The sequence below is a fragment of the Streptomyces sp. HB132 genome, assembly GCF_016909575.1.
Classification (GTDB): domain Bacteria; phylum Actinomycetota; class Actinomycetes; order Streptomycetales; family Streptomycetaceae; genus Streptomyces.
Genome location: NZ_JAFBGA010000007.1, coordinates 260,005 through 275,423 on the forward strand (window position 1 = coordinate 260,005; position 15,419 = coordinate 275,423).

Genomic DNA, 15,419 nt, shown 5'->3' on the forward strand with positions numbered 1-15,419 from the left:
GGTGCGGGCACACGGCACGTTGTCGCCCTTCGCGCTTCACGCCTCGCCCAGCCGATTCGGGCAGCGCCACCGCGCAGGGAGCGGCCGAGGTGGTCGACCCCAGCCTGGAATATACCCCCGGGGGTACAAATGTTACGGTGATTTGAATACCCCCGGGGGTAATTTTGAGCGTAAGGAGTATCGGCGTGTTCTTCATCGACACCATCGAGCTGGAGGGCCTCGGTAACCGCAGCTACCTGGCAGGGGGCGAGCGGACGGCGGTCGCGGTGGACCCGCCCCGGGACATCGACAGCGTGCTGGGCGCCGCCGCCCGTCGGGGAGTGCGGATCTCCCATGTGGTGGAGACCCACATCCACAACGACTACGTGACGGGCGGCCCGGAGCTGGCGAGGATCACCGGAGCCGCGTATCTGGTCCCGGCCGATGCCCGGGTCGCCTTCGCGAGGGTGGCTGTCGCCGACGGGGACGCCTTCGACGTCGACGCCGGTCTCACGCTCGCGGCCATGGCTACGCCCGGGCACACGCCGCACCACACCTCGTACGTGCTGCGGGACGGAGGGCGCCCGGTGGCGGCGTTCACCGGCGGATCGCTGCTGATCGGCACCGTGGGACGCCCCGATCTGGTGGAGCCGCGGCTCACCGAGCACCTGGCCCGTGCCCAGCACGCCTCGGCCCGCCGCCTGGCGTCCGGGCTGCCGGACGACACCGCTGTGCTGCCCACGCACGGCTTCGGCAGCTTCTGCTCCTCCGCGCAGGCGGACGGTGACTCCACCACCATCGGCAGGGAGAAGTCCGCGAACGCTGCTCTCACCACGGACGTCGACACCTTCGTCACCGACCTGCTGGCCGGCCTGGAGGACGTGCCGGCGTACTACGCGTACATGGGCCCGGCCAACGCGGGCGGACCCGCGCCCGTCGACCTGACACCCCCCGCCCTCGCGGACGCCGGGGAGATCGCGGGACGGCTCGCGGCGGGGGAGTGGGTCGTGGACCTGCGTAACCGGGTCGCCTTCGCCGAGGGGCACGTGGCGGGTTCCTTCAACTTCGAGGCGGACGGCAAGCTCGCCACCTATCTGGCCTGGATGATCCCGTGGGGCAAGCCGGTCACCCTGCTCGCGGAGTCCGCCGAACAACTGGCGGCCGCGCAGCGGGAACTGGTCCGGGTCGGTGTCGACCGTCCGGCCGCCGCCGCCACCGGCGGCCCCGAGGTCTGGCTGCGACAGGGGGAACGGCCGGCCTCCTTCGCGCGGTCCACGTTCGCGGGACTCGCGCAGGAGATCCCGAGGCCGAGTCCGATCGTGGTGCTGGACGTGCGCCGCGACTCCGAACGGGCCGCCGGGTGGATCAAGGACTCGGTGCACGTTCCGGTCCACGAACTGCACGGCCGCCTCGACGAAATCCCCTCGGGCGCGGTGTGGGTGCACTGCGCGGGAGGCATGCGTGCCGGCATCGCGGCGTCCCTGCTCGACGCGGTGGGGCGGGACGTGGTCGCCGTCGACGACGGCTTCGACGCCGCGAAGAACGCGGGCCTCACCGTCGTCACCGCCTGAGTTGGCGTACCCATGAGAAAGGAGACGGACGGGATGTCCCTGTTCCGGAAGAACGGCACACGCCTCTCGGTCGACGAGGCCCGCAGCCGTACCGGTGGCGATCGGTGCGGCGAGGTCCTGCTGGACGTGCGGGAGGAGTCGGAGTGGAGGGCCGGCCACGCTCCGGGGGCGGTGCACGCCCCGCTGACCGGGCTGGTCGCCGGAGCAGCGCTTCCTCGGGTGGCGGGGCGCCGCGCGCTGGTGGTGATCTGCCGCAGCGGGCACCGCTCGCAGCAGGCGGCGAAGCTCCTCGCGGGGCGGGGTGCGGACGCCGTGGACGTCGAGGGCGGCATGAAGGCCTGGGCCGCCGCCGGGCACCCCGTCGTCGACGAGCGCGGGAACTGCGGCTCGATAGTGTGAGCACCCTGATCCTCGCGCTCTTCGCCGGAGCCGTCATCGGTCTCGCCCTCGGGGCGCTCGGCGGTGGTGGAAGCGTCCTGGCCGTTCCGGCCCTGATCTACCTGCTCGACTTCTCGACGGCGTCAGCCGCCTCCGCGAGCCTGATCATCATCACGGCCACCTCGGCCACCGCCCTCTACGCCCATGCCCGCGACGGGAGCGTGGCGTGGAGGACGGGAGCGCTGTTCGCCGCGTCCGGCGTCGTTCCGGCGTTCCTCGCCGGCGCCGTCTCCGGCCGCGTCCCCGAAACCGCGCTCACCGCGGCGTTCGCGACGGTCGCCGCCCTCGCGGCACTGCGGATGCTGAGGCCGTCCGGCAACGAGCCACCGGAGAGGACCGCGCCGGTCAAGGCGGCCGGTACGGGGGCAGGGCTCGGTGCGGTGACGGGCTTCCTCGGTGTGGGCGGGGGCTTCCTCGCCGTGCCCGCCCTCGTGGGCGTCCTCGGGCTGCGCATGAGGCAGGCGGTGGGCACCAGCCTGCTCGTCATCACGGTCAACTCCCTCGCCGCTCTCACCGCGAGGGCGGGAACCGGCGGCGACCTCCGCTGGGAGGTCGTCGCACCCTTCGCCGGCGCCGCGATCCTCGGTGCCTGGGACGGCAAACGGCTCGCCGCCAGGATCACCGGCACGGCTCTGCAGCGGATCTTCGCCTGTGTACTGCTGGCGGTGGCGGCCCTCATGCTCGTCGACGTGCTCGTCTGACCACGGAGGCCGCCCGGACCTCAGGCGAGGGAGAGGAACAGCTTCTCCAGCCGGGCGCGCATCTCGTCCCGGTCCTCCTCGGAGCGGAGGCCCTCCTCGACGCCGGTCAGGCACTGCTGCAGCCCGGTGGCGATGATCGCGAACCCGGCCCTGTCGAGCGCGCGGGAAGCGGCCGCCAGCTGGGTGACGACCTCTTCGCAGTCCCGACCCTCCTCGATCATCCGGATCACCCCGGAGATCTGACCCTGGGCCCTGCGCAGTCGGTTGAGGACCGACTTCAGTTCGGCTCCCGCCAGGTCAAGCTCCACCACGACAACTCCTCATGAAATACCCCCAGGGGTAATGTACTCCCCATTCGGGGCATGGTCGAGGACAAGGATGGCACCTGCCATGACCACCCCGCCGGGACGTTCGTCCTGAGCGGACTCCTCCTCGGTCTCCTCGTCCACCCCGCGGTCCGGACACTGCCCCCGGGCGCCGCCGCCGGACCGGTCCCCTCCGCCGCTCCGCCCGCACCGTAGCTGCGCCACGGCCGCCGGGCTCACCGGACTTCCCCACAACCGCCGCGCGCGGCCGAAGTGCAGGGCACACTGGCCGAACCGCGCGATCGCCGGCACCTGGAACGCACCGTCTCGGAACTGCCGGACCCCACGCACGAGCCACGGACGCCGGCTCGGCGTACGTCGTCCACGCCCGCGCCGCGCGTCCGGCAGGCACGGCGCCCGGTCGCTCGGCGTCCCGGCCGGTCCGGTCGCGAATGCCGCCGGTCATCTCACGCGTGCCGTGCCGGGGCTCGCCGCGCTGATCCGCGTCCGGCCGACGACGCTGTACGGCTGCGCCGAGGCCTCCGCCTCGGTCAGTACGGCCGCGAGGGTGGGAAGCACCGCGGCAGGCTCGACGCCGGGGTGGAGCCAGATCCGTGTATGGACGTACAGACGTGTCCTGTGCGCACGGATGCCTACGCGGCACCGCGCGACTCCGTCCACCGCGGCAGTCCGCCGGGCCAGCGCGTCGCTCAGCGCGTCGACGTGCAGAAAGCCACCCGGTGTGGGCAGGCGCAGGCGGTGTGGACCAGTGCCGCCGCACTGGCTGACGAACCACCGGGCGAGGAGCAGCGACAACAGGGTGGTGGCGGCGACGACCGCGGGCGTCCACCAGGCGAAGGCCCTGAGACCCGAGAGGTACGCCCGGTCCACCAGCGGACTTTCGTACGGCACGTCGGGCCACCAGCCGGGCAGCCGGCCCGCGATGGACGCCTCGGTGCCGGCAAGCAGTGCACCACCCACCGCAAGTGCCAGGCCGACCGAGGCCAGTGTGATCCTGTTGACGGCCCGCCGTGACTGTTCCATCAGGTCTCTCCTCGCGTCGGGGCCGGTTTCCGCGTGGTGCCGTCCACGGCGGTGTCCGCCGCCGGTGGTTGTTGCCAGGCCGGTTCGGGCCTGACGTCGACGCGCACACGCGGGGCGCGCCGCAGCAGGCAGCCGTCGACTGCCCGGCGGACAGCGGTGGTCGCTTCCCTGTGCGCGGTCGCGCGGTCACCGAAGGCGAGACCGGCCCTGACCGCGATACGGCGGCGACCGACCCGAACGTCCGCATGGCTGATGCCCGCGACGTCAGCCACCGCGTCACGGACCGCGGCGGCGAGCGCCGAGCGGTCGAGAGCCGCGCGCGGGCCGCCGGCTGTTGAAAGCGTCACGAGGCGACGGCGTCCGGGGGTGACCGCCACGACGATCAGCGCAAGGCCCAGCAGTGCGGCGGCGGCGCCGCCCAGGACCACGGGCATGCTGCCCGGACCGGAGGTGGACAGCCCGTCCAGGAGGCCGATGCGCCAGGCTGCGGCCGGCCGGTGTTCCAGGTGTACCCGGATGACGTCGACCGCCACCGCGCCGAAGGCCGCGGCGGCCCCCGCCGCGACCGCCGCCATCGGCAGCCGCCGCGACGACCACCATCGAAGGGGAGTCCGCCGGGCAGGCCCTCCCGCCGACGACGCGTCACGAGGCAGGGGAGCGTTCGCGACCAGGGAACGGGCGTGCACCCGCGTACGTGTGACGTCGAGCCCGGTCAGCTCCCGGGTGCGTGCGGTGACATGTTCCTGGACCCGGCGCACCGTCCGCGCCACGGGCGCCGGATAAGGGACGGTGAGGCCGAGCGACACGTCCGTCCGGCGCCCGCGGACGACCGCCGAGACGCGCGTGGCCGCAACGCTCCTGCCCGGCAGGGCCTCGGTGACAGCGCGCCCGGCGATCTTCCGGACCACCTTGTCGGACACGGTGGTGGTTCCGCGCTGCGACGGGAAGCTCATCGACGGTTCCCTCCGAAGGCGTCCCGCAGATCCTCCGGCCGGCCCCCGCCGTCGAGCCAGTGGCCCACCGCGTAGCCCACAGCCCCCAGGGCGGCGACGAGGAGGAACGCCCCGAAGCCGCCGAAGTACCCGGCGAACGCCAGAGCCATACCCACGATCATTCCGACGACCGGCCTGCTCATCCCTTTTCCATCCCTCTCACCCGTCCGCCCGGCCTTGCTCCGTCCGCTGCGCCGGCGGTCACTCCACCCGGGAGTCCACCGAGACGCCGTCGCCGTCCTCGTCGGGCAGGTGCACGTCGTTGACGGTGACGTTGACCTCGACGACCTCCAGGCCGGTGATCCGCTCCACGGCCGCGATGACGTTCTCCCGCACGTCGCGGGCCACGTCGGTGATCGCCACTCCGTACTCGACGACCAGGTCCACGTCGATGGCGGTCTGCCGCTCCCCGACCTCGACCTTGACCCCACGGCCGACGTTGGGGCGTCCGCCCGGTACCCGGTCGCGAACAGCGCCGAGCGTGCGCGAAAGACCGCCACCCATGTCGTGCACACCCGGAATCTCCCGTGCGGCGCTTCCGGCGATCTTCACCACGACGACGTCGGCGATGGACGTCCTGCCGCGGGTCGCGGCCGGCTCGTCGGCCCCCGTGGCGCCCCCTGTCAGGGCTGTGGTTCCCTGCGCGCTCCTCGAGCCCTGCGGGCCGGATGCGTTCTTCGAAAGCGGGGCCGTCTGCGTGGTCATGGGCAAGTCCTCCTGCTGCGTTCCGTGAACTGCTCTCACACCTGTAGAACCGGCCGCGTGCCGTCCGTGACGCCGATCTTTGAAAATCTTCTTCTCCACCGCCGAGCGGTCCGGCGATTCGGGGGCGGGTCCGCCGGTCTGCTGAACTGCTGCGTAACAACCAGGCGTGGTCGTGTGTCCAAGCTGACGAGAGCGACCGAGAGGAGCCGCCCAGTGCCGGGGGCCCGCAGACAGACCGCATCCGCGGCCGCAGAGGACCGCAGCGTCACCGATGACGCCCTGCTGGCCGTGCGGGCAGCCGAAGGGGACGAGGAGGCGTTCGCCGACCTGGTGCGCCGCCACGCGCCCGCGCTGGTACGCATGGCCACACGCATGCTGGGGAACGTGCCTGAGGCGGAGGACGCCGTGCAGGAGGCCCTCATCAGCGCATGGCGCAAACTGCCCGAGTTCCAGCGGCAGTCGACCTTCGGCACGTGGGTGTACCGGATCGTCACGAACCGTTGCCTGAACGTCCTGCGCGCCCGCAGACCCGTCGACCCGCTGGACGCGGCGGGGCAGCTCGCCGCGCCGGACCACACCGCTTCACCGGTCCGGATCGCCGAGTCGCACGCGGCGGTCGACGAACTCCAGGCAGCGCTCTCCTCACTGTCGCCCGAGCAACGTGCCTGCTGGGTGCTGAGGGAGTGGGACGGCCAGTCCTACGAGTTCATCGCGGAGGCCGTCGGAATCAGCCAGGAGGCGGTCCGGGCCCGAGTGTTCCGTGCACGACGATGTCTCACACAACAACTGGGGGCCTGGCGATGACCACCCACACCGACCCTCCCCACGAGCCGCAGCCTCACGAGGGGGACGACGAGCAGCTGCCCTGCGGCCGTTCGCTCCTCGACGTCTGGGACACCTGGGAACAGGGGACGGCCGATCCCCACGCGCCGGGCTGCCCCCATTGCCGCCAGGCTGTGGAGGAGCTCGAGGCGCTGCAGTCCTCCGTGCGACGCCTGCGTGAGGAACCGCCTGCGACCGAGCCGTACGACACCCTCGCTCTGACACAACGGGTGATGGACGTCGTCCGCCTGGAACTGCGGCCCGGGCACCCGCTGCCGCTGGGCGAACCGGACGAGGACCTCTGGATCATGGAGGCGGTGGCCGCCCGAACCGTCCGTGCCGCAGCCGAGACGGTCGCCGGCGTGAGCGCGGGATCGTGCAGGATCACCCCCGCGCAGTCAGCGGCTCAGGATCCCTCCCGGATCGACGTGCTCCTGGAGATCCGTGCTCCCGTCACCGCGGAACTGCAGGAGCTCGGCGAACGAGTCCGTCGGCGCGTGCTCAGTTCGGTCCACGACCGGTTGGGGATGGTCCTGACGAGCATCGACATCCGGATCACCGATCTGACCGATGCGACCGACAAGCCCGAGGGAGGGCGCAACCGATGACGTGGAACGCCGAACACAGGGCGCTCACCGACGAAGTCGCCAAGGCGGTGCTGGCGGTGGAGGGCGTGGCCTTCCTCAAGCCGGGGGTGGCCCGGCAGCTTCGTACCGCGCTGGCGCCCGAAGCGGAGTCGGCGAGTGCGCGCACCAGCGGTCTGAGGGTGAGGCGGAAGAACAGCGGGTGCCCCTGGAACGTCGCCGTCCAGATCGTCTCCCTGCGCGAGGCCCGGGCGGTCGATGTCGCCAGGGCCACCCGCACGGCGGTCGAGGCATGCCTGGCGGCGAAGTGCCCCGAGGAGCCGCCGGCTCCGGCCCACATCACCGTGACCGTCACCGGCCTGCTCTGATTCTCTCCCCCGGTGCCACGCCGGCGCCCTCCGGCCCGCGGTGTGGCACCGAGTCGTCGGGCGCCGGAGGGCGGTCCGTGTCACCGTGCCGAGCCGCCTTCCCTCCGCCGCAGGGAAGGCGGCTCGGCACGCGCGGCGCACACCCACGGCCCACGAACTCGCCCGCCCCGACCGGTGACACCCTCACCACTCGTCACCGGCGTCTCGGCAGGATGTCGGACGCCAGTCGGACGGAGAGGCGAAGGCCACGAAGGCCGCCCCCAGCGGCCCGGCAGCACCAACACGCCGCTCTCGCTCACCCCCCGACGCGGATAACTCGACCCGCGGGTTCAGCGGCACCGTCCGACGGGCGCGCGCCTACGCCAGGGCACTGACCGCTGCCGAGTCGGCCTCCCGCTCCAAGCTGACCCGCGCCCAGCTCCGACATAGCCCCCCTGTCCGGCAAGGCAGTCACGGCCCCCTTCGCGTGGCCCTACGACCCGGCGCCCGGAGCGGAGTACTTCCTCCCGCTGTCCTTCAACGGCCACCTGCGACCGCGGCGACCGCCCCGTCCCGCTGCGCCGGGGCGGGAGTGGTCAGGAGAGGCACCAGTGGCTAATAGGGTGACCCGCATGTCTGTCACGCTGAGCTCCACCAGGACACGCGCCGCACTCCGCACTTCGGCGCGCGTCTCAGGCGAGTTGCTTCTCGTCCTTGTCATGGCTGCGGTGGCGGTGTGGCTGATGGGTCGCATGTGGTCGGTCATCTGGCCGCTCATAGTGGGCCTGCTGCTCACCACGCTGACGTGGCCCGCCGCGCGCTTCCTGCGCCGGCGCGGATGGCCTCCGGCCCTCGCCGCCTCGCTCGTGACCGTGCTCTTCCTTCTGATCGCCGCAGGAGCCGTGGCACTGATCGCGGTACCGGTGGCCTCCCAGTCCGGGGAGCTGGCCGACGGAGTGGTCGAGGGCATCCAGCAGGTGCGGGAATGGGCCTCGGGGCCGCCGCTCAACATCGGCGACGACCAGATCACCGGTGCCTTCGATTCCGCGACCGCTCGCATCCAGGACAGCGTCGGCAGCATGGTCACCACGGTCGTCACCGGGGTGAGCACCGTGGTCAACGGCGTGGTCACCGCCGTCCTGGCGGTCTTCCTCATGTTCTTCATGCTCAAGGACGGCCCCCGCTTCCTCCCGTGGCTCGCGCGTCAGCTGCCCGGCCGGCTCGCCGGTGACGTTCCCGCCGTGGCCGAGCGCGGCTGGGCGACCCTGGGCGAGTTCGTCCGTTCCCAGGCGTACGTCGGTCTTCTCGACGCCGTCCTCATCGGTCTGGGGCTGTGGATCGTAGGAGTGCCGCTGGTGCTGCCGCTGGCGGTGCTGACGTTCGTGTCGGCGTTCGTGCCCATCGTCGGAGCGCTGTTCGCCGGCTTCGTCGCCGTCCTCATCGCCCTGGTGTCGAACGGACCGACCGACGCGCTGATCATCCTGGCCGTCATCGTCGTGGTGCAGCAGCTCGAGGGCAACGTGTTCCAGCCGATGATCCAGAGTCGCGGGCTCGGCCTGCACGCCGCGGTGGTCCTGCTGGCGGTGACGCTGGGCGGGAGTCTGGCCGGGATCGTGGGCAGCCTGCTCGCCGTCCCCGTCGCCGCGCTGGTCGGGGTCGTCTGGAACTACATGCGCGAGCAGCTCAGCGAGCCGTTGCCGGAGTCGGAGCCGGAGCCGGAGCCCTCGCCCGTGACGGGTGTCGGGGGCTCTCCTGCCTGAGGCCGTCCGTGCCCGCGGGCGCCGCGACCAGGTCGCCGACGTCGCCGACCCCTTCCCGCACGGGCGCTGACGACGCCGCCGGGATGGGAGAAGCAGACGGGATGAGCCGTGCGGAGCCTGAGCGACCCAGGGGTGGCGACAAGTACTGAGGCGGCCGTCGGGTCCGGCGGCAACCCGGCCCGCCTCAGCATGGATCGTCCGGCCTACGTCCGGCCGGGAGGCCGGTCGGCGTCGGTGATGCGGTCGATCCGGTAATAGTCGGCGACGCAGTCACCGGGCCAGTAGGAGAGTTCCCGCCGGCTGAACGGCTCCAGCATCTGGCTGATCACGAGCCGTTCGTACGGGAGGACTCGGGCACCGGCGCTCGCCCCCGCGCGCATCCGCCGGTCCTGGGCATCCCATTTCCCGGCCCGCGCACGCATGTCCGCGTCGAGGTCGAGCAACGTGACGGCCTGGCCGAAGCAGACCACGACGCAGAGCACCGCGCACGCCGCCTTCAGAGGGCCGGTCCGCCGCGCACGCCGCCGGGCCGCCACCCCCAGCAGCGCACCCGCTCCGACAAGCAGGACCACGTACACCAGGAGGTAGTCGTTCCAGACCCGGTTCGAGCTGGGAGCACTCACCCGGTCCTGGAACACCGGATACGCGATGACCGTGCAGAGGTAGCCGGACACGAGGAGCGCGGCTAGGCCGGCGCAGGCCGTCAGCGGCCACCGGGCGGGCAGGACGACGACCGCGCTCCTGTCCGGACGCCGGGTCAGCAGTCCCAGGAGCACGCCCACCCCGATCGCTCCGGCGTACTGCCAGTTGGTGACCACGCTGTGAGCGATCTCCGCGAACCCGCGCAGCGAGGCCGCGAGGTTCTCCGGAGCGATCAACGACGTCGTACCCGCCCCGAACCGTTCCCGCCGGGTGTGCGAGCCGGGAGAGGTGATCAGGACGAGTGTCCCGGCCGTGACACCGGTGATGCCCGCCGCACACCAGAGGCGGGTGAAGCGCACGGACGGGCCGGTGGCGCCGCGGCCGCTGAGGAGGGCGGTGACCAGCAGCACCGCCACGACGATCGCGGTCTCCTCCGACAGGGTGCCGATGGCCAGACCCGCGCAGAGTACGAGGGCGAGGGCCGCACCCCTGCCCCGGCGCGAGCGGGCCGTCAGGAACGGGATCAGCGCGGCGCAGGCCAGCACCGGTGGCATCGTGTGCGAGACCGACGCGGCCGGCCAGTAGAACGTCTTGTACGTGTTGGGGGTGGCGAACAGGAAGAGGGCGGTCGCCATGGCCGCCACCAGCAGCGGCAGCCCGCGCGGCACGGTGAACCGCCCGCGTCGCAGCGCGGCCACCGTCGCCGCCCACAGCACTGCGAGCGTGAGCACACCGCTGACCAGGCCGAACCACTGGTGGCCCGCGACCTGGAACTCGGCATAGGCGCCGACCAGCACCGCGTTGGTGACCCGGCCGTTGTCGTCGAAGTAGAACCGGCTGATGAGACCGGTGACGCCGTCGTCCCGCACCACGGGCAGGAAGCACCAGTCGTCAGCCCCCGGCCGGACCCACCTGCCGAACCACGCTGCCGCGGCCAGCAGGACGAGGGGTGGCAGGGAGAGCGCGGTCACCCAGAGCGAGGTGCGCGGCCGGGTGTCGTGCTCCGGCGGCGGCGTCACGTCCCGCGGGTCGTCGACGTCATGCCGTGGCATGGCTCCGGGGCGCGCCGGCACCGCGGGCGCACGGTCCGGGACCGGGGAGTCCGGTGTGTTCCCGGGCACCGCGCTCACCGGCGGTTCTCGGGGGACGGGAGGGGGTGCGCGGGGACGGGCACGCCGACCGCCCGTTCCGATGGCTGTCGGGCCACCCCGGCTGCCACGGCCGCCCCGTCCGACGGGGCTGCCCCGGCGGACGCGGATGCCTGGGTACGGCCCGACAGGATCGCCCACCGGGCCAGCAGGAAGGAGACCGGGGTGACGAGGACACCGGCGACGAGGGCGGCCAGGTTCTTGTCCACGCCGAGAGCGCTGACCGCCCCGTGGAGGAGCGCGCCCGATGCCACGAGACTGACGATGCTCGACAGGGGATAACGCACGAACGCCTGCCACGTCGGCTTCGTCCGGCAGGTGACGTAGGAGTTCAGCAGGAACGAGCACACGATACTGACCCCGTAACCGAGGACATGCGCGGCCAGATAGGGAATCCATCGGTTCAGAACGGCGTACACAGCGAAGTAGACGGCTGTGTTCACACACCCCACCAGGACGAACCTGCCGAACTGGCGCGCGGTGCGGGGCCGCGCGGGGGCGAGCTCGTTCAACTCCGTGATGACCGGGGGAGGAGGACGGTGCGACGGCGCCGGACAGTCCCCGTCGGTCTCCCGCACCACGTACGGCGGGCGGTGCTTCGCCTCCTGGTAGATGCGGCCCACGTATTCGCCGATGACCCCGAGCGTGACCAGCTGAATACCGCCGAGGGCCACCACGGCCGTCAGCAGTGTGGCGTAGCCCGGCGTGTCGGCGCCGCGCAGGACAACTGTCACCACGGTCCACACCGCGTACACCAGTGCCGACAGGAACACCCAGAAGCCGGTGTAGATGGCCAGGCGGAGCGGACGGTTGTTGAAGGACAGGAGCCCGTCGATGCCGTAGTTCAGCAGCCGCCTGTTTCCCCATTTCGACCGGCCTGCCACGCGTTCGCTGTTGCGGTAGCGGAAGCTGACCGTGTCGAAGCCGATCCAGGAGAAGATCCCCTTCGAGAAGCGGTTGCTCTCCGGCAGGGACAGGACGCTCTCCACCGCCCGCCGGGACAGCAGGCGGAAGTCCCCCGATCCGTCGAGGAGCTCCACGTCCACGCAGCGGCGGACGACCGCGTAATAGGCGTGGCTCAGTGTGCTGCGGACCAGGCCCTCACCCGAGCGGTCACGACGCGGGATGACCTGGTCGTAGCCGTGCCGGTGCAGTTCGAGCATGCGGGGGATGAGCTCGGGAGGGTGCTGGAGGTCGGCATCCATGATCACCACGGCGGCACCCCGCGACATGCGGAGACCGGCGAGTATCGCGGCTTCCTTGCCGAAGTTCCGGCTGAACGCCGTGTAGTGGGTCCGTTCGTCCTGCGCCGCGAAGGAGTTGAGGAGCAGTCGTGTGTGGTCGAGACTGCCGTCGTCCACGTAGCAGATCTCGAAGGTCTCTCCCAGCCCCTCCAAGGCGGCGACCAGAGCCGCGTGGAAGGACCCGATGCCCTCGGCTTCGTTGAAGCAGGGCACGACGACCGACAGCTGGAGGCCGGTCACGCGACACCTCCGGACGTCCCCTCTCGGGACCTCGATTGCGGATCGCTCAGTTACACCACCCTCGCCCATCCAAGGCCGCGGCCCCTCGCCATCCGCTCCGAACGCGCGGACCGTCGCACTCTTTCGCACGAACGGCGGACCGGTGGGGCTGACGCAGCCCGCGGGACGGGCGGAGCGACGGTGCGTCGAGCCTGCACCGATACGAAAACCCCCCTGGCAGGACGCCCCCGCGCGGGCTCACGTCCGGCGGCTGAGGGCCGGGGCCGCGGCGACGCCGAAGCGGACAGTGCCGTGTCCGTCGAGCCGGGTCATCGGTGGCTCAGCACATTGACCACCCGGCCATTCGGGTCACGGACGAAGAACCGGCGTACGCCCCACTCCTCGTCCCGCAGGGGGCGCACGATCTCCGCGCCGCTCTCCCGGAGCACGGCATAGGCCGCATCCACGTCGTCGACCTCCACGCTCATGTCGGGCACGACCGGCGCGGTCCTGTCGTGGCTCATGAAGGTGATCTGCGCCGTGGGATTGTCGGGGGACGCCATCGTCATGACCCATCCCTGGTTCATGAACTCCTCGAAACCGAGGAGTTCGTAGAAGTCCCGGCTCTCCTCCATGGCCTTTGACCGGATGTCGGGCACGACCCTGCGGACGGACATGGGCAACTCCTTCTGACGGGCGCGCGTGTACGTGTCGCTGATTCTCTCCGGAGAGGCGCCGTGCCGAGCCCGTCGCGACGCGCCGCGCCGCGGAACACGGTTCCCCGTGATCGATGCCCGGGGCGGGCACCACCGGCCGGGCGACCGGGCAGGGCACAGCCGCCCGGTGTCAGCGCCGCGTGCGGACCAGCAGGTAGAAGAAGTACGGCGTACCGATGACGGCCGTCATCAGACCGGCGCCGAGCTGCGCGGGTGCGATCACGGTGCGCCCCGCCAGATCCGCGAGGCAGACCAGTACGGCACCGAGCAGGAGCGAGACCGGAACCACCCGCACGTGCCGCCGTCCGACCAGGGCGCGCGCCGCGTGCGGCGCGACCAGTCCGACGAAGCCGATCGTGCCGGCGGCCGCGACGGCGGTGGCGCTGAGCAGCACCGCGGCCACCAGGAAGACGAGACGCGCCCGGGGGAGCCCGAGGCCGAGAAGCCTCGGAGTGTCCTCGTCCAGTGCGACGAGGTCCAGCTCCCGTCGGCGTACCACCGCCAGCACGATGCCGACGGCGAGAACGACGGCCACCGGCAGCACATCGGGCATGTTCCGCCCGTAGGTGGACCCGGACAGCCAGGTGAGGGCCTTCGTCGTGTCGAAGGGGTCGCTGAGCACGATGACCAGACTGATCAGTGCCGCGGCGGCGGAGGAGACCCCCATCCCGAGCAGGACCAGCCTGTTCTGGCGGAAGCCGCCACGGGCGGCCAGTCCGAATACGATCGACGCGGCGACGGCGGCCCCGGTGAAAGCCGCTGCCGCGACCTCCCACGAGCCGGGGGACTGCGCGACGGTGACCAGTAGGACGGCGCCGAGACCGGCACCTCCGGAGACGCCCAGGATGCCCGGTTCCGCGAGCGGATTGCGGGTCACGGCCTGCACCAGGGTGCCGGACAGGGCCAGCGCGGCGCCCGCGAGGAGCGCGGCCGTCACCCGGGGCACCCGGGTGTCGAGGACGAAGGTGACGACCCGCCCGGCCCTGCCCTGCGCCCAGTTCACGACGTCGCCGAGCAGCAGTTTGGAGTCGCCGAGGAGTACCGCAGCGACCAACACGCCCACGAGTACGGAGATGAGCACGACCACGGTGACGAGGAACGCCCTCCGCCCCGGGATCCGCAGCCGGTCCGGCGCGTCCGCCGAGGCCGTGTCACGGGTGCGGAGCGCCATCACGACGAGGAACACCCCACCGACCACGGTGGTGACGACGCCGGTCGGCACCTCGACGGCGAGGTCCGCGGGCACGGTCGCACGCAGCAGCACGTCGGAGAGGAGGACGAGCGCCGCACCCACGAGTCCTGCCACGGGCAGGCTCACCCGCGAGCGGACGAGTCCCCGGAAGCGGCGGGCCAGCGGCCGGACGAGCGCGGGCGCGCAGAGGCCGACGAAGCCGATGGGTCCGGCCAGGGTGACCGCCGCCGCGGAGAGCAGGGTGGCGAGCACGACGGTGGTGATCCGCGTCCCGCGGACGGAGACGCCCAGCCCGCGGGCCGCGTCGTCACCCAGGGCCAGGGCGTCCACGCGTCGTGCGACGAGCAGCAGTCCGATGAGGCCGGCGGCGACGACCGGGGCCATCTGCAGGACGCCGTCGAACCCGTTCTGCCCGACGCTTCCCTGGTTCCACGCGAAAAGACCCTCGGTCTGCTCCGGGTACAGGAGCAGGAGCGCGTTGGTCATCGCGTTCAGCCCCAGAGCGAGCGCGCTGCCCGCGAGGACCAGGCGGACGGTGCCCTTGCCGAGCCCGGACAGCCCGAGCACGACCGCCGCGGCGGCGAGCCCGCCGACGAACGCCGCGCCGGAGGAGGCGAGGAGCGGGAGGGCGGTGCCGCTGACGGCCACCAGCCCGAGCGCCAGGTAGGAGCCGGCGTTCACGGCGAGGGTGTCGGGTGAGGCGAGCACGTTCCGGCTGACCGCCTGGAGGGCGGACCCGGCCATGCCCAGCGCCAGTCCGACGAGGACGGCGGCCACCATCCTCGGCAGCCGGGACGCGACGACGACGGAGGCGTCCCCCGCCTCGGCGTTCCCGGTGAGCGCGTTCCACACCTCCGACGCACCGACGTCAGCGGTGCCCTGGGTGATGTCGACGGCGGCGAGGACCGTGACCAGCAGCACGAGCGTGGCCGTCACGGCGGCCGCGCCCGTCGTGGCCGCGGCGGTGCGGTCACGGCCCACCGCGGTCTTGTCGATGACGGCCACGGCGC

The 15,419-nt window shown here is 72.1% G+C and carries 17 protein-coding genes; 8 read left to right on the top strand and 9 right to left on the bottom strand.

All coding sequences use genetic code 11. From position 1 onward, the window contains the following. Positions 1-185: 185 nt before the first annotated feature. The 3 genes from JOC24_RS18145 to JOC24_RS18155 are packed head-to-tail and all read left to right on the top strand — an operon-like array spanning position 186 to position 2,689. Positions 186-1,550: an MBL fold metallo-hydrolase gene (locus JOC24_RS18145; RefSeq protein WP_205021364.1), complete on the top strand. Its 1,365-nt coding sequence runs from the start codon at positions 186-188 to the stop codon at positions 1,548-1,550. Between the two features lie 33 nt (positions 1,551-1,583). Then, positions 1,584-1,949, top strand: a complete 366-nt coding sequence (locus JOC24_RS18150) for a rhodanese-like domain-containing protein (protein ID WP_205021365.1) — start codon at positions 1,584-1,586, stop codon at positions 1,947-1,949. Next, entirely contained in the window at positions 1,946-2,689 is a 744-nt protein-coding gene (locus JOC24_RS18155; RefSeq protein WP_205021366.1) for a sulfite exporter TauE/SafE family protein, read from the top strand. Before JOC24_RS18150 ends, JOC24_RS18155 begins: the two co-directional genes overlap by 4 nt. A gap of 20 nt (positions 2,690-2,709) precedes the next feature. Here the strand turns inward: JOC24_RS18155 and JOC24_RS18160 are convergent, their stop codons facing one another. Further along, on the bottom strand, positions 2,710-2,997 hold the full coding sequence (locus tag JOC24_RS18160) for a metal-sensitive transcriptional regulator (protein ID WP_205021521.1): 288 nt from the start codon (positions 2,995-2,997) through the stop codon (positions 2,710-2,712). Positions 2,998-3,051: 54 nt separating this feature from the next. On the opposite strand from JOC24_RS18160, the gene JOC24_RS18165 reads away from it, so the two are divergent. After that, the gene (locus JOC24_RS18165) at positions 3,052-3,210 is read left to right on the top strand and encodes a hypothetical protein (RefSeq protein WP_205021367.1); all 159 of its coding nucleotides are present in this window, start codon (positions 3,052-3,054) and stop codon (positions 3,208-3,210) included. 246 nt (positions 3,211-3,456) lie between these two features. Here JOC24_RS18165 and JOC24_RS18170 read toward each other — a convergent pair whose 3' ends face one another. Genes JOC24_RS18170 through JOC24_RS18185 form a run of 4 tightly spaced genes read right to left on the bottom strand, consistent with a single transcriptional unit; the run spans position 3,457 to position 5,735 of the window. Next, positions 3,457-4,038 carry a hypothetical protein gene (locus JOC24_RS18170; protein WP_239580605.1) on the bottom strand — a complete coding sequence of 194 codons (582 nt, stop codon included), beginning with the start codon at positions 4,036-4,038 and terminating at the stop codon, positions 3,457-3,459. After that, positions 4,038-4,991, bottom strand: coding sequence for a DUF6286 domain-containing Asp23/Gls24 family envelope stress response protein (locus JOC24_RS18175; protein ID WP_205021368.1), 954 nt, complete (start codon positions 4,989-4,991; stop codon positions 4,038-4,040). The genes JOC24_RS18170 and JOC24_RS18175 overlap by 1 nt, the downstream gene beginning before the upstream one ends. Continuing rightward, positions 4,988-5,173: a hypothetical protein gene (locus JOC24_RS18180; RefSeq protein ID WP_205021369.1), complete on the bottom strand. Its 186-nt coding sequence runs from the start codon at positions 5,171-5,173 to the stop codon at positions 4,988-4,990. The genes JOC24_RS18175 and JOC24_RS18180 overlap by 4 nt, the downstream gene beginning before the upstream one ends. A 58-nt stretch (positions 5,174-5,231) precedes the next feature. Then, on the bottom strand, positions 5,232-5,735 hold the full coding sequence (locus JOC24_RS18185) for an Asp23/Gls24 family envelope stress response protein (RefSeq protein ID WP_205021370.1): 504 nt from the start codon (positions 5,733-5,735) through the stop codon (positions 5,232-5,234). 213 nt (positions 5,736-5,948) lie between these two features. Between JOC24_RS18185 and JOC24_RS18190 the strand changes: the two genes are divergently transcribed. From JOC24_RS18190 to JOC24_RS18205, 4 genes are all read left to right on the top strand, one after another. Next, complete coding sequence (locus JOC24_RS18190) at positions 5,949-6,539, top strand: RNA polymerase sigma factor (protein WP_205021371.1); 591 nt, start codon at positions 5,949-5,951, stop codon at positions 6,537-6,539. Continuing rightward, complete coding sequence (locus JOC24_RS18195; protein WP_205021372.1) at positions 6,536-7,165, top strand: Asp23/Gls24 family envelope stress response protein; 630 nt, start codon at positions 6,536-6,538, stop codon at positions 7,163-7,165. The genes JOC24_RS18190 and JOC24_RS18195 overlap by 4 nt, the downstream gene beginning before the upstream one ends. Continuing rightward, a complete protein-coding gene (locus tag JOC24_RS18200; protein ID WP_205021373.1) occupies positions 7,162-7,509 on the top strand; it encodes a hypothetical protein in 348 nt (115 codons plus the stop codon). Before JOC24_RS18195 ends, JOC24_RS18200 begins: the two co-directional genes overlap by 4 nt. Before the next feature lie 611 nt (positions 7,510-8,120). Continuing rightward, positions 8,121-9,248, top strand: a complete 1,128-nt coding sequence (locus JOC24_RS18205; protein ID WP_205021374.1) for an AI-2E family transporter — start codon at positions 8,121-8,123, stop codon at positions 9,246-9,248. 203 nt (positions 9,249-9,451) lie between these two features. On the opposite strand, the gene JOC24_RS18210 is transcribed toward JOC24_RS18205, so the two are convergent. The 4 genes from JOC24_RS18210 to JOC24_RS18225 form a co-directional block, all read right to left on the bottom strand. Beyond that, on the bottom strand, positions 9,452-10,942 hold the full coding sequence (locus JOC24_RS18210; protein WP_239580606.1) for a DUF6056 family protein: 1,491 nt from the start codon (positions 10,940-10,942) through the stop codon (positions 9,452-9,454). Between the two features lie 74 nt (positions 10,943-11,016). Further along, the gene (locus JOC24_RS18215; protein WP_205021375.1) at positions 11,017-12,522 is read right to left on the bottom strand and encodes a glycosyltransferase; all 1,506 of its coding nucleotides are present in this window, start codon (positions 12,520-12,522) and stop codon (positions 11,017-11,019) included. Between the two features lie 308 nt (positions 12,523-12,830). After that, a complete protein-coding gene (locus tag JOC24_RS18220; protein WP_205021376.1) occupies positions 12,831-13,178 on the bottom strand; it encodes a VOC family protein in 348 nt (115 codons plus the stop codon). A 169-nt stretch (positions 13,179-13,347) separates the two neighbouring features. Further along, a complete protein-coding gene (locus JOC24_RS18225; protein ID WP_205021377.1) occupies positions 13,348-15,414 on the bottom strand; it encodes an iron ABC transporter permease in 2,067 nt (688 codons plus the stop codon). Positions 15,415-15,419: the final 5 nt, after the last annotated feature.